Source organism: Nibricoccus aquaticus (assembly GCF_002310495.1).
Taxonomy (GTDB): Bacteria; Verrucomicrobiota; Verrucomicrobiia; order Opitutales; family Opitutaceae; genus Nibricoccus; species Nibricoccus aquaticus.
On the sequence record NZ_CP023344.1, the window covers coordinates 2,087,743 to 2,100,987 of the forward strand.

Consider the following 13,245-nt stretch of genomic DNA (forward strand, 5'->3'; position numbering starts at 1 on the left):
GCACATTACCCCCGCTGCCGCACCGCCTCGAACAGCGTGATGATCGTCGCCATCGCCACGTTCAGCGAATCCGCCTGACCCGCCATCGGGATGCGCACCTGCGCGTCACTCTCCTTCAGCCAGAAATCGCTGAGCCCGTACTGCTCGCTCCCCATCACGATCGCCACCGGCCCGCGCAGATCGGTGTTGGTGTGCAGCTCCTTCGCCGCCGGCGTTGTGGCCACAGCACGGATACCGCGTTCCTTTAGCCACGCGCGCACCGGCCCACTCTCCGCCACGACCACCGGCACTGAAAACAAAACGCCCGTCGATGCCCGCACCACATTGGGGTTAAACAAATCCGTCACCGGATCGCACACGATCAGCGCATCCACGCCCGCCGCATCCGCACTCCGCAAAATCGTCCCGAGATTCCCCGGCTTCTCGATCGCCTCGACCACCAGGAGAAACGGCTGCGGCTTCAGCGCCAGATCCTCCAGCCCGCGCTTCCACTGCGGTGCCACCGCCAGCAACCCATCCGGCCGCTCCCGATAAGCCACTTTCGCAAAAGCCTCCTTCGACAACTCAAACGCCTGCGCCCCCGCCGCCTGCGCTTCAGCGATCAACGCGGGCTCATTCTCCCCCAGAAACCACTCCGGCGAAAAATAAATCTCCTGCAGCTTCACGCCTTTCTCCAACGCCCTTCGCACCTCGCGATAACCCTCCACAAGAAACACGCCCGCCTCATCGCGCGGACGCCGGTCACGCAGCTTCACGAGCTGCTTCACACGCGGATTCTGGAGACTGGTGATTTTTTCGACAAACATCGGAGAGAAAGAACCACAGAGACACAGAGCGCACAGAGACGCTAGCCGGAGTTTTCTGACTCACTCACGCTGAGATGCTGCAGGGCTTTCTTCGCGCCTTCGCGTCTTTGCGTGAACCCCTCCGATCCTTGCTGCTCCTTTGCGTGAGCCTTTTCAGCATTCGCTTCCTCCACACCCCGCCGCCCCGACTTTGCGCTTCCTCTTTCCGCCGCCCCTCTGTGTCCTCTGTGCCTCTGTGGTTAAAAAGAAAAAATTTAACGACCATCCCTTCGCGTATCACGCCGAGATCGAGCTCGAGATCGCCACGCTGACCAACCTCGGCGTCGGCCTCGGCCGCGTTCCTCTCCGCGATCCCGCCACCGGCGAAGATACGCAATGGGTCGTCATGGTCCCCTTCGCGCTCCCCGGCGAACGCGTCCGCGCCCGCGCCTTCCGCAACCACAAGAACTTCACCGAAGCCGATCTCGTCGAAGTCCTCACACCGTCGCCCCACCGCGTCGATCCGCTCTGCCCGCTCTTCGGCCGCTGCGGCGGCTGCCAGTACCAAAATTTCACCTACGCCGAGCAGCTCGCCTGGAAACGCCGCCAGGTCGAAGAGCTCCTCAAGTACATGGCCGGCCTCGAATTCCTCGTCGCCCCCGTCATCGGCTCGCCCAAGGAGTATGGCTACCGCTCCAAAATCACCCCGCACTTCAGCCCGCCGCGCGATCCCGCCGCTCTCTCAACGCTCAACCCTCAACTCTCAGCGTCCGCATTCCCCATCGGCTTTCTCCGCCAGGGCACCCGCTTCGGCCTCCTCGACGTCCCGCAATGCCCGATCGCGACCGATGCCATCAACGAAAAGCTCCCCGAGGTCCGCGCCAAAACCCACGCCCGCGCCGCCGCCGGTGAGTTCAAACGCGATTCCACCCTCCTCCTCCGCCACGCCCAGGAAGGCGTCATCACCGAGTACGACGCCGTCATCCACGAACAAGTCGGCGATCTGAAACTCCACTTCCTCGCCCGCGACTTTTTCCAGAACAACCCCTTCATCCTCCCCGCGTTCACCTCGTACGTCCGCCAGCAGGCCGCTGCCTCCGGCGCGCGTTTCCTCGTCGACGCCTACTGCGGTTCCGGACTCTTCGCCCTCACCGCCGCACCTTCGTTTGAAAAAGTCGCCGGCGTAGAACTCAGCGCCACCTCGATCAACTTCGCCCGCGAAAACGCCACCGCCAACGGCATCGCCAACGCCACCTTCCTCGCCGGCGACGCCTCCGCCATCTTCGCCGGCCTCACCTTTCCCCCGCGCGACACCGTCATCGTCATCGATCCACCGCGCAAAGGTTGCGACGAAAACTTCCTCAACCAGCTCTTCGCCTTCGGCCCCCGCGCCGTCGTGTACGTCTCCTGCGACCCCGCCACACAGATGCGTGACCTCAAGCACTTCACCGCGCACGGCTACACACTCAGCGCCGTGCAGCCCTTCGACCTCTTCCCCCAGACACGCCACCTCGAGTGCGTCGTCACCCTGCACGCCCCCGAAAAGCTGTAGACGGGGTGCCCTTACCCCGCATCTCCGCTGCGCCAGCACGCCCAATCTGGGCAATCTCCCTCAGCACGCGGCAGTTGCCTTGATCAGGCCGCTCGCTAAAAAGTCGTGACCGCTTTCCGCCGCGCTCATGATACCCCTTAGTTCCGAGCCTGCTTCATCCCCCCGCCAACACGAGCCAGACGCCGACGTCTACCGTCTGCTCGCCGAACAAGCCGGCATGGTCGTTTACGACTATGACATCGCCTCCGGCCGCATCGCCTGGTCCGGCGCTACCGCCTCCCTTCTCGGCTACACCCTCGAAGAATTTCAACTCATCGACGTCACCTGCTGGGAGGAAATGATCCACCCCGACGACCGTGCCGAAGCCGTCACCCTGCTAACCTCCGCCATCTCTTCCCAAAAAGCCTACAACACCGTTTACCGCTTCCTCCACAAAAACGGTCACCACATCCACCTCCACGACCGAGGCAGCTTTGTCATCGCCAGCGGCCGTCACCGACTCATCGGCTCGATGATCGACGTCTCCGACAGCCGCCTGCGCGCCCGCGCCCTCACCGGCCTGCTTGAGCGCGTAGTCGTTTCCCCAGGACGCGCCTTCTTCGATCAGCTCGCCCAGGAACTCTACCGCACGCTCGACGCCACCCGCGTCTTCGTCGGCCGCCTCTCCGACGATGCCGACACCATGCTCCCCCTCGCCGTCTGCCACCGCGGCGAAGCGTCGGTGATCGACCCCTACAGACTCGCCGGCAGCCCATCTGCCGCCGTCCTCCACCGCGGCGACGGCCTCCTCTGCTGCTGGGGTAACGCCGCCGAGATTCTCCCCGCCCACAACGCCATGTTCGCCAGCTGGAGCGTCAACACCTACGTCGGCTGCGCCCTCACCTCCCCCACCGGCTACCGCATCGGCGTCCTCAGCGCCATGTTCGCCCGCCCCCCCGCCAAGCGCGAAGCCGTCATCGCCATCCTCCAGCTCTTCGCCGCCCGAGCCGCCGCCGAGATCGAACGCCGCGAAACCGAGTCCGCCCTCCGCTCCAGCGAAGCCCGCTTCCGCTCCCTCTCCGAAAGCTCCCCCGTCGGCGTTTACCAGTTCGACCCCCACGGCAACTGCACCTACGTCAACAAACGCTGGTCCGAGATCACCGGCATCTCCTACAAAGACGCCCTCCACAAAGGCTGGCGCGAAAAACTCCCCCCCGACGAACTCCAGCGCCTCCTGCTCGCGTGGCAGACCTTCACCAGCGGCAACGGCGAGTTCTCGCACAAACTCCGCTTCGCCCACCCAGCCGACGGCTCCACGCGCTGGATACAGTTCCACGCCCGCCGCCTCCTCGCCCCGGGCGGCGAACTCGGCGGCTACGTCGGCACCATCGACGACATCACCGCTGAGATGGAGGCCGAGGCCGAGATCCGCCGCCTCAACGCCTCCCTCGAAGAACGCGTCGCCGAGCGCACCGCCCAGCTCGCCGCCGCCAACGCCGAGCTCGAGGCCTTCAGCTACTCCGTCTCCCACGACCTCCGCAGCCCCCTGCGCGCCATCGACGGCTTCTCCCGCGCCATCGCCGAAGACTACGACGCCGCCCTCGATGATAACGGCCGCGACTACCTCCGCCGCATCCGCGACGCCTCCCAGCGCATGGCCCAGCTCATCGACGACCTCCTCCGCCTCTCCCGCGCCACCCGCACCCAGATGCGCGTCGACACCATCGACCTCGCCGCCCTCGCCCAAAACGTCGCCACCGAACTTCGCCAGGCGGATACACCCGGCCGCCACGTCGAGTTCACCTGCCCCTCCGCTCTCCCCGCCAAGGTTGACCGCGACCTCATGCGCATCGTCCTCGATAACCTCCTCGGCAACGCCTGGAAATACACCCGCCGCCAGCCCTCCCCGAAAATCGAGTTTTCTGTCGCCAACGCCCCCGCCGATTCCCCAGATCAAGGCTGCCTCGTTTATACGATCCGGGACAACGGGGCCGGTTTCGACATGAAGTATGCGGGAAAACTCTTTGCTCCATTTCAGCGATTGCACACCCGTGCCGAATTTGAAGGCACCGGCATCGGCCTCGCCACCGTCCGCCGCATCATCACACGCCACGGCGGCCGCGTCTGGGCCGAGTCCGCCCTGGATCTGGGCACCCAAATCCACTTCACGCTCAAAACGCCCGCATCCTAAAACCGCCCCCTCCCATGCCAGCCCCTTCCCGCAAAATCCTCCTCGTCGAAGACAACCCCGACGACGTCGCCCTCACTCTCCGCGCCTTTAAGAAAAACAGCATCACCAACGAAGTCGTCATCGCCACCGACGGCCAAGAAGCCCTCGACTGGCTCTTCGGCACCGGCGCCCACGCCGGCCGAGACACCTCCGACCTCCCCGCCTTCGTCCTCCTCGACCTCAAACTCCCCAAACTCGACGGCATGGAAGTCCTCCGCGCCATGCGCGCCGACCCCCGCACTGCCCTCCTCCGCGTCATCATGCTCACCACCTCCCGCGAAGAAGGCGACGTCGTCGAAAGCTACTCCCTCGGCGCCACCAGCTACATCCGCAAACCCGTCGACTTCGACGAATTCATCCGCGTCGTCGGCCAGCTCGGCCTCTACTGGCTCATCCTCAACGAACCCGCACCCGGCCGTTAATCCCTCCGATCTTCTCCAACCATGTCCGCCAACCCGCTCCGTCTCCTCCTTGTCGAAGACTCCGACACCGACGAAGCGCTCGTCATCCTCCACCTCACCCGCGGCGGCTTCGATCCCCAAGTCACACGCGTCGAGACCGCCCACGCATTCGAACACGCCCTCTACCACGGCACCTGGGATCTCATCATCGCCGACTATAACCTCCCCACCTTCTCCGGCTTCGACGCCCTCGCCATCTTCCGCCGCAGCGGCCTCGATTTCCCCTTCCTCCTCGTCTCCGGCACCGTCGGCGAAGACGTCGCCGTCCAGGCCATGCGCGGCGGCGCTCAGGATTACCTCCTCAAAGACCACCTCACCCGCCTCGCCCCCGCCGTCATCCGCGAACTCCGCGAAGCCCGCCGCCGCGCCGAACGCCGCGCCGCCGATGCCGCCCTCAAAGACAGCGAACTCCGCTACCGCACCCTCGTCGAAAACTCCCACGACCTCGTCAGCGAGATCGATATCCACGGCCGCGTCCACTACGTCAGCCCCAACCACCTCGCCATCACCGGCTACAGCCAGGCCGAACTCGTCGGCACCAGCATCTTCGAGCGCATCCACACCGACGACCTCGCCCTCGTTCAAGAACAGTTCCAGAAACGCTCCGCCTCCGAGCCCGCCCTCTACCGCTACCGCCACAAAGACGGCGCGTGGCGCTGGTTCGAATCCTCCGGCCGCGCCTTCACCACCGCCGACGGCCGCGAACACGGCGTCATCATCACCCGCGACATCACCGCCAGCATCGAGGCGGATAACATCCGCAAATCCCTCGAAGCCCAGCTCCGCCAGGCGCAAAAAATGGAAGCCATCGGCACCCTCGCCGGCGGCATCGCCCACGATTTCAACAACATCCTCACCGGCATCCTCGGCAACATGGAGCTCGCCGGCCTTGAGCTTCCTCCCGGCCACCCCTCCCGCGCCTTCCTCAAAGACGCCCTCAAAGCCAGCAACCGCGCCCGCGATCTCGTCGCCCAGATCCTCCTCTTCAGCCGCCGCCGCGACCAGCAACGCGTCGTCACCGCCCTCGACCGCGTCCTCAAAGAAGCCCTGGGCCTCCTCCGCGCCTCGCTGCCCTCCACCATCGAGTTCCAGACCGACATCGCCCCCGGCTGCCCCCGCGTTCTGTGCGACGCCACCCAGGTCCACCAGATCGTCATGAACCTCGGCACCAACGCCGCCCACGCCATGCGCGAACGCGGCGGTGTCCTCACCGTCACCCTCGGCCTCTGCGATGCCGACCCCGCCCTCGCCGCCGCCCATCCACAGCTCGCCGCCGGCCGCGCCGTCTGTCTCCGCATTCGTGATACCGGCGTCGGCATGGACGCGCCGACCCGCGAACGCATGTTCGAACCCTTTTTCACCACCAAACCCGCCGGTGAAGGCACCGGTCTCGGCCTCGCCGTCGTCCACGGCATCATGCAAAACCACGACGGCGCCATCACCGTGGACAGCAAGCCCGGCTTCGGCACCGAATTCCGCCTCTACTTCCCCGCCGTCGAAACCGGCGAAGTCGAAACCATCAACGCCCCCATCCAGCCCGTGCGCGGCAACGGCGAACGCATCCTCCTCATCGACGACGAAGCCAGCATCGCCCAGATCGGCGAACGCATGCTCAACAAACTCGGCTACCACGCCACCGCCCTCACCAGCTCCGGCCAGGCCTTCGCCCTGTTTCAGCAATCCCCGCAGTCCTTCGACGCCATCGTCACCGATCTCACCATGCCGGAAATCACCGGCGTGGAACTCGCCCGCCGCATTTTCCTCACGCGGCCCGAACTGCCCGTGATTCTCTCCACCGGCTTCATGCGCTCCCTTGAAATTGATCGCGCACGCAATCTCGGCGTGAAGCATTTCATCGAAAAGCCCTTCACCATCCAGTCCCTCGCCCAGCTCCTCAAAGAAGCCTTGCACGCGAAAAAATGATTCCGGCGTAGGGGCCGACCTCGTGTCGGTCCTCCGTGATTCGACACTCAACAGCCTCACGCGAGGTGAGGCCCTACAGCCAATTTTCTGCCTCAGACCTCCTCCGGCAACGCATCCAGCATCCGCCCCAGCTCGCGCAACTGCGACCAGACCGCCGCCAGCCCGAGGATCATCGGCACAAACCCGCCGATCACACCAGCAGCCCCACCGAGCGCGATCCTCACCGCTGTACACACCAGCCGGATAATCCGGCACGCGATCGCCAGCACCGCCCCCTTGCGAGCCAGCCCGCGCGTGAAAATCCCCACCTCCGCCTCATCCGCCGACACATCGATCAAGATCGCCGCGTCGAAATCCTTCTTCCGCGTGTACCGCGCGCAACACACCGGCGCACTCGCCAGCCCCGGCGCGATTAAAAAATTCACGCCTTCACCCAACGCCCGCGCCGCCTTCCGAAAATAAAACGCCGCCCCGCCCATGAAGTGATGCACCGCCCGCCACATATTCACCGCCACCGTCGAAATCGCCGACCACACGCGCTTCAACAGCTTCCCGATCCACGCCAGCACCCGCCGCACCCCATCGAATAAAATCCCGACGAGGTTCGCCGCCGCCATCTTCAACTCCGCCCAAAGCCCCGGCTTCGCCGCAAGTTCCGTCTCCAGCAACGCCACGACTTCACTCGACGCCGACTCCTTCGCCAATGGCTGCGCCGCCCGCAGTTCGCGCATCCGATTGAGCAGCTCCGGCACCCGCGCAGGAATCGCCGCCGGTGCCGCCGACTTCACGCTCATCCCTTCCGGCGCGAGCTCAGCGAAGAACAAATTGAACTGATCCGCCGTCCGATTCGTCCGCTCCATTTGGCCGCCGCCATGCCGCCCGTGCATCGCTGGTTGTATCAGCTTACTGGAGCCATCCGGCGCCACATCGTAGCCGTGCAGCCACAGCTCGATCTTCGCGAAGCACACCAGAAAATGCTCCGCCCGCGCCCGCATTCTCCGGTCGAGCGCGGCCAGTCGCTCGCCGCAATCCGCCAGCCGGTCCGTCAGCGCATCGTGCCCAAAAAGCAGCCCGGCAAACTCCGGCGTCAGTGCTCCGCTTTCTCCCATATTCGGAATTCCGAGCGCCGCCGCCACCTGCGCAAACGCCACAATCATCTCCGCCCTCGGCTCAAAATCATCCGCCTCCGGCACCGCGCCAAAACCAAACACGCTCAGCCGCAACCGCGCCGCCCGCCCCAACGTCAGGTCCGCACCACTCGCACCAAACCACTCCGCCACCTGGAGCCGCGTCTCGAAGTTAAACAACTCCTGCAACGCATCCCAGGACTCGACCGTGAGCTCGCCCGAACGCTCCGCGAGCACCGCCTCGATCTGGAATTGCCGCAGTGCCGAGCGCACATCGTCGCTCCAAATCCCGCGCGCACCCACGGCCACGTCACTCAACGGATAACCCAGCCGCCGCAAGCGGTCGCGCACCGCCGCGATTCGCGCCGCTTCGTCTTCCGGCGCGATCGCCAGATCCTCACGATCCAGCGTCATCGGCGTGACTTCGCCCGCATCGCACGCCGCGTTGAAATAACGCTCCGCCCCGACGAGTCCATTGAGCGGATCGAGATCGGCCTCGGCCGTGCGAAAAGCGTCGAGTGCTTCGGCGGACATCAACGTGTCCTACGCGCTCACTTCTTCCCCAGAAACCCGCCGATCAGGTCGAGCACGGCGCGACGCGAATCGATCCCGGATTTCACCGCCGCATTGTGCGCGTCGAGAATCCACTGCGGCGGCGCTTCGTCGGCGATGAATGTCCGCACGTCGCTGTCGAAATCGATGACCGTCGCGAGCGCGACCTTGAGCTGACCGCTGCCAGCCGTCGCCTTCGTCATGAGTTTGTCCCACTCGAGATCGTCTTTGACGATGCCCGTGATGTTGCCGCGGAAGGTGATGACTTCGAGTGAACTGAGGTCGACGATCGCGTTCTTGATGGAAGCGACCGCGCCCTCGATGCCGGTGAGTGATTCGTTTTTAGCCATGGAAGGATGGAGATTAAGCTGCGTGACAACGCATAGCCTGTCTTCGCGAAAAGTCAGCTGGTTGTTACGAAGACCTCACCCGCTCGATCACGCTCACTCGTAGCGCGCGCTGCGGCCGAAATAATTCAGCAGCCAGATTTCTTTCCACACGCGGTAACGTCCCTCGTAGGTCATCTTGCCAAAGTCCTCGCGGTCCGCGTGCGGCATCAGAAAACCGAGCTCGGTGTTCACCTGCTCCAGCTCCCGCTGCTGCGCGTTCAGATCATTCAACGGCTCCGTCGTCCACGGCAGCGCCATCTCGCCAGCCTTCGCCAGCCGCGCGCGGTGGCTGGCAAGCAATGTGGCGAGCGAACGCGTCCACGGACGACGCTCCACCAGCCAGTTCTCGGGATAGAAACCGCCGAACGGGAGAAACAGATTATCCGTCACGTAACGGTAGCCGCTCACCGTCTGGGTCGAGAGGCTGCAACACACGGAAATCGCGCCGTTGATCTGCGGGAGAAACGTGATCTGCACACGCGTCGCGGCGCTGGCGTCTTGATAAACGGATACGCGCAAGTGTACGCCCTGGCCGACCTCGGCCTTGAGCGCCTGCACTTGTTTGAAGTTTTGCGCGCGCAGCCAGTCGCGCAGTTTTAGCAATCGCGGATTCGTCGGCCATTCTTCGCCGGAGGTGTTGGCGGTAAACTTCGGAAACAGCGGCAGCGAACTCACACTGAGCGCTTTGATCGCGAGCCAGTTGTAGAGCGTCTCGCCGAGAAACCAGATAAGCAAAAACGCCACCGCCACAGCCCAATACGGCCGGTCGATTAACTCGTAATGCGTGGCGATCAACGCGCCGCCGGTGCCGAAGATGATCCAGCGCAGCCAGCGATTCACGATGGCGAGTACCGGCGAAGCGAGGCGCAGGTTGAGCTGAAAGAGCGCGAACGAGAGGATCGTCGCCGCAAAAATCAGGTAGGTCGGGTCGAACATGGTGGAGGCAAAAAGGGCGGCTGGTCGAAACCAGCCGCCCAAAGGCAAAGAGGATGTGGCTGGCGGCGTGTTAGCTCAGGCGCACCGGCATGATTACGCAGATGAAGCTTTCCAGCGTCTTGAACACGCCGGGACTCACTTCGTCTTTCAGCTCAAAGAAAACCTCGTCCTTCGACAACGCGCGGAGCGGGTCCATGATGAACTGTGGGTTGAACGCGACTTGGAGATCCGGGCCACTGTAGGCGATGGCCATCGATTCGTGCGCCTCGCCGAAGTCGGGGCTTTGCGCGGTGATTTCGAGGAGGTTGCTGGTGACTTTGATCTTCACCGAGTTCGACTTCTCGCTGCACACGAGCGCGGCGCGGTGGACGCACTGCTGGAAGAGTTCGCGCTCCAGCTTGATGCGCTGGTGGGTCTCTTTCGGAATGACCTGATTGTAGTTCGGGTAGTTACCCTCCACGACCTTCGAGTAGAGGTAGATGCTGTCGATCAGGCCGCTGGTGTCCTTGTCGGTGTTGAGCTGGAACGCCGCGCGGCGGTCATTAAACGAGATCTTCAGCTTCTCCCCCTTGTCCAGCATCCGGAGGAGCTCTCCGACCGTTTTAGCGGGCAGGATGATGCTTCCAGCGCTGGCTGCGGGGACGTCGAGCTCCTTGGAAATCAGCGCGAGGCGGCGGCCGTCGGTGGCGACGAGCGAGAGTTTGCCGTCTTTGAAGTTAAAATAGACGCCGTTGAGGATGTAGCGCGTCTCGTCGGTGGACTGCGCGTAGGCGACGCTCTTGAGCATCGCGGTGAGTTCGGCCTGCTCGAGGGTGAAGGACTTCTCGTCGCCGAACTCGGGCAGCGGCGGGAACTCTTCCTTGCCGATGCCCATGATTTTGAAATTGGACCCGCCGGACGCGAGTTTCACCTGGTGATTGGGAGCGCCATCGAAGACGACATCGACGTTGGGCAGCTCGCGGACGATCGTGGCGAGGCGTTTGACCGGAAGAGTGACGGAGCCGGGTTCTTTGACCTCGGCCTTGATTTTGCAGCGGATGCCGAGATCGAGATTGGTCGTCGTGAGGGTGATGTGGTCCTTCTCCGCTTCGATGAGGACGTTGCTCAGGATGGGCATCGTGGCTTTGGAGCCGACGACGTTGAGAACTTGGGCGAGTCCGTTGCTGAAGTGATCGCGATTGATCTTAAATTTCATGTGTTGCTGGAAGGGGTCACTGGCTCAGCGGCGTAAGGAAATTAACAAAGTCTAAATAATACCTAGTTCAATAAGGAATGTTATCAGTATCAGTATGTGCTGTGAAAAAGACTGATAACCGTCCGGTTTTCACTGGAGAAAAGCGTGCTCGGGAAGCTGTGAACAAATGAAAACGCAGGTCGAATAACGGGGCACTTGTTCGCACGGTTAAAGTTGTTGGAAGGTTGCCGGGAAGTTGCTCACACCTTGGGCCCAAAGGGCGGTTGGGTGATGCTCTGGCCGGTGGCGCGGCGCCGCCAGTGACGGACAAGGCCGAAGAAAATGTAGCCGAGGCAGATCACGAGGAAGCCGATCTCTTTGTAGAAAACGAGGAGGCTCACAAGGGCGATGCCGCCGATGAAGGGTTTCATGCGCGTCTGCGTCTGCATACCGAGGTTTTTGCCGCTGGGGTAGCGGATGGTGCTCATCATCAGGAGCGCGATCATCACCATGAGCGGCGGCAGCGCGAGGGCCCAGCGGTTGAGCGATTTGTCGGTCTGCACGATCTCGACCAGAAAAAGCACTGTCGCGGCCACCGTACTGGCGGCGGCAGGGACAGGCAGGCCGATGAAGTCCTTGCTCGATTCTTTCGCAGAGCGATGCAGGAGCGGGTTCGTGATGACGTTGAAGCGGGCCAGGCGCATCGCGGCGCAGAGCAGGTAGATGAAACCGACGCACCAGCCGATGTTGCGGAACCACTCATAGCCCGCAGTCGGCGACAGGATGAAGAAGAACATCATCAATGCCGGTGCTACGCCGAAGGACACGACATCGGCCAGCGAATCAAACTCCGCACCGAAGAGCGATTCGCGCCCACCCATGCGCGCCAGACGGCCATCAAGGGTGTCGAAGGCGGCCGCACCAAAAATGAAGTATACGGCGTAGCGATAGTGGTCGGTGTTGCTGTTGCCCAGGTAAGTGCCGCCAGAAGTCTCCGCCAGGCGCGCCTGGATGCAGTGGATGACGGACATGAAACCGCAGAACAGATTTCCCGCCGTCATCAGATTCGGCAGGAAATAGATGCGGCTGGCGTTTCTGACGTGGTAGGGATCCTCCTGCGGATCGAGTTCGTCGGCCATGGGACGCGTTATTTCGTGAGCGTTTCGAGGTATTTCCAGAACTTCGAGTGCTGCTCGACGAGCTGGTCTTCGGAGACGGGAAGTTTGTTGCGCAGCAGGAAATCCTCGAGGGAGTTCTTGTGCAAAATATAGAGGGTGTGGAGCGTTTCGCCGGTCACTTGGAAGTAGAAGCGAAAATCACCTGCGCGCAGCCGGTAGAGTGTGTGTCCGGCGCGGGCAAAACGCCCGAGCGGCTCGCGTGGATTCGCGAGGTCTTCGGCCCGCAGCCCGCTGATCGGCGAGATCGCGTCGAGCTGCGTGAGTTTATCGAGCTTGTTGAGCTCGCGCATCGCTTGTTCGGAGAAGGTGACTTGGTACATGCCGGTCGGCCTTCACAGCTGTAACCTGAAACCGTGGCAGTCGTCTGAAAAAACTCAGACAGCCACCATTCAACTCAAACGATCTCAGCCATGAAGCCCTCGTCTCTAGCCCCGGCCCTCTTCGCAGCAACGCTATTTCTCATGCCCGCCGTCCACGCCGCCGATGCCGCGCCCGCCGACGAAATGAGCGGCGGCTCCGAAAGCGCCGCCATGAGCAAAACCCAGCAGGCGGAGATCATGAAACGCTTCGACAAAAACAAGGACGGCAAGCTCGACGAGGACGAGAAGGCCGCCGCCAAAGAGTACAACCGCGAGGAAACCAACGGCCGCCAGAACAAGGCTCGCGAAAGACTCGGCAAGAAGGCGCTCGAGAAATTCGACAAGAACGGTGACGGCAAACTCGACGAGGCCGAACGCGCTGAAATGGCCAAGGCCATCGAGACAGATCCGCGTCTGGTGAAACGCTTCGACAAGGACGGCGATGGGAAACTCAACGACGCGGAGAAAGCTGCGGCACGTGAAGCCTTCGCCAAGATGGGCGAGAAACGCGCGGGTAAGAAGGACTGAGCGGGATACTTCCTCGTAGCCGCGTCATTTAAGACGCGGAAGAGACATTGAATTTCAGACCGCGTCTTAAGT

12 protein-coding genes are annotated in these 13,245 nt (G+C 62.9%); 5 read left to right on the forward strand and 7 right to left on the reverse strand.

Translation table 11 applies throughout. The features are described from left to right. Window positions 1-5 precede the first annotated feature (5 nt). Entirely contained in the window at window positions 6-806 is an 801-nt protein-coding gene (locus CMV30_RS08460) for a TrmH family RNA methyltransferase (RefSeq protein ID WP_096055608.1), read from the reverse strand. Window positions 807-1,041: 235 nt separating this feature from the next. Between CMV30_RS08460 and CMV30_RS08465 the strand changes: the two genes are divergently transcribed. The 4 genes from CMV30_RS08465 to CMV30_RS08480 all read left to right on the forward strand — a co-directional run bounded on the left by CMV30_RS08465 (window position 1,042) and on the right by CMV30_RS08480 (window position 6,930). Continuing rightward, entirely contained in the window at window positions 1,042-2,337 is a 1,296-nt protein-coding gene (locus CMV30_RS08465) for a class I SAM-dependent RNA methyltransferase (RefSeq protein ID WP_096057691.1), read from the forward strand. 127 nt (window positions 2,338-2,464) lie between these two features. After that, window positions 2,465-4,507 (forward strand): PAS domain-containing sensor histidine kinase, encoded by a 2,043-nt coding sequence (locus tag CMV30_RS08470; protein WP_096055609.1) that lies wholly within the window; start codon window positions 2,465-2,467, stop codon window positions 4,505-4,507. A gap of 14 nt (window positions 4,508-4,521) precedes the next feature. Continuing rightward, window positions 4,522-4,968: a response regulator gene (locus CMV30_RS08475; RefSeq protein ID WP_096055610.1), complete on the forward strand. Its 447-nt coding sequence runs from the start codon at window positions 4,522-4,524 to the stop codon at window positions 4,966-4,968. Window positions 4,969-4,989: 21 nt separating this feature from the next. Continuing rightward, window positions 4,990-6,930, forward strand: a complete 1,941-nt coding sequence (locus tag CMV30_RS08480; RefSeq protein ID WP_096055611.1) for a hybrid sensor histidine kinase/response regulator — start codon at window positions 4,990-4,992, stop codon at window positions 6,928-6,930. Between the two features lie 92 nt (window positions 6,931-7,022). Here CMV30_RS08480 and CMV30_RS08485 read toward each other — a convergent pair whose 3' ends face one another. From CMV30_RS08485 to CMV30_RS08510, 6 genes are all read right to left on the reverse strand, one after another. Beyond that, window positions 7,023-8,591 (reverse strand): hypothetical protein, encoded by a 1,569-nt coding sequence (locus CMV30_RS08485; protein ID WP_096055612.1) that lies wholly within the window; start codon window positions 8,589-8,591, stop codon window positions 7,023-7,025. A gap of 17 nt (window positions 8,592-8,608) precedes the next feature. Further along, window positions 8,609-8,959, reverse strand: a complete 351-nt coding sequence (locus CMV30_RS08490; protein WP_096055613.1) for a hypothetical protein — start codon at window positions 8,957-8,959, stop codon at window positions 8,609-8,611. Window positions 8,960-9,052: 93 nt separating this feature from the next. Then, window positions 9,053-9,934 (reverse strand): hypothetical protein, encoded by an 882-nt coding sequence (locus CMV30_RS08495; protein ID WP_096055614.1) that lies wholly within the window; start codon window positions 9,932-9,934, stop codon window positions 9,053-9,055. A 70-nt stretch (window positions 9,935-10,004) separates the two neighbouring features. Further along, on the reverse strand, window positions 10,005-11,129 hold the full coding sequence (dnaN, locus tag CMV30_RS08500) for a DNA polymerase III subunit beta (RefSeq protein WP_096055615.1): 1,125 nt from the start codon (window positions 11,127-11,129) through the stop codon (window positions 10,005-10,007). 239 nt (window positions 11,130-11,368) lie between these two features. Further along, window positions 11,369-12,247, reverse strand: a complete 879-nt coding sequence (gene pssA / locus CMV30_RS08505; protein WP_245844441.1) for a CDP-diacylglycerol--serine O-phosphatidyltransferase — start codon at window positions 12,245-12,247, stop codon at window positions 11,369-11,371. Window positions 12,248-12,255: 8 nt separating this feature from the next. Further along, a complete protein-coding gene (locus CMV30_RS08510) occupies window positions 12,256-12,606 on the reverse strand; it encodes a type II toxin-antitoxin system RelE family toxin (RefSeq protein ID WP_096055617.1) in 351 nt (116 codons plus the stop codon). A 90-nt stretch (window positions 12,607-12,696) separates the two neighbouring features. Between CMV30_RS08510 and CMV30_RS08515 the strand changes: the two genes are divergently transcribed. Continuing rightward, entirely contained in the window at window positions 12,697-13,173 is a 477-nt protein-coding gene (locus CMV30_RS08515) for an EF-hand domain-containing protein (RefSeq protein WP_096055618.1), read from the forward strand. Window positions 13,174-13,245 lie beyond the last annotated feature (72 nt).

What these genes read in the sequence shown, in the direction of transcription:
- CMV30_RS08460 (WP_096055608.1), bottom strand. Translation starts at nt 806, where the DNA reads ATGTTTGTCGAAAAAATCACCAGTCTCCAGAATCCGCGTGTGAAGCAG.
- CMV30_RS08470 (WP_096055609.1), top strand. Translation starts at nt 2,465, where the DNA reads ATGATACCCCTTAGTTCCGAGCCTGCTTCATCCCCCCGCCAACACGAG.
- CMV30_RS08475 (WP_096055610.1), top strand. Translation starts at nt 4,522, where the DNA reads ATGCCAGCCCCTTCCCGCAAAATCCTCCTCGTCGAAGACAACCCCGAC.
- CMV30_RS08480 (WP_096055611.1), top strand. Translation starts at nt 4,990, where the DNA reads ATGTCCGCCAACCCGCTCCGTCTCCTCCTTGTCGAAGACTCCGACACC.
- CMV30_RS08485 (WP_096055612.1), bottom strand. Translation starts at nt 8,591, where the DNA reads ATGTCCGCCGAAGCACTCGACGCTTTTCGCACGGCCGAGGCCGATCTC.
- CMV30_RS08490 (WP_096055613.1), bottom strand. Translation starts at nt 8,959, where the DNA reads ATGGCTAAAAACGAATCACTCACCGGCATCGAGGGCGCGGTCGCTTCC.
- CMV30_RS08495 (WP_096055614.1), bottom strand. Translation starts at nt 9,934, where the DNA reads ATGTTCGACCCGACCTACCTGATTTTTGCGGCGACGATCCTCTCGTTC.
- dnaN (WP_096055615.1), bottom strand. Translation starts at nt 11,129, where the DNA reads ATGAAATTTAAGATCAATCGCGATCACTTCAGCAACGGACTCGCCCAA.
- pssA (WP_245844441.1), bottom strand. Translation starts at nt 12,247, where the DNA reads ATGGCCGACGAACTCGATCCGCAGGAGGATCCCTACCACGTCAGAAAC.
- CMV30_RS08510 (WP_096055617.1), bottom strand. Translation starts at nt 12,606, where the DNA reads ATGTACCAAGTCACCTTCTCCGAACAAGCGATGCGCGAGCTCAACAAG.
- CMV30_RS08515 (WP_096055618.1), top strand. Translation starts at nt 12,697, where the DNA reads ATGAAGCCCTCGTCTCTAGCCCCGGCCCTCTTCGCAGCAACGCTATTT.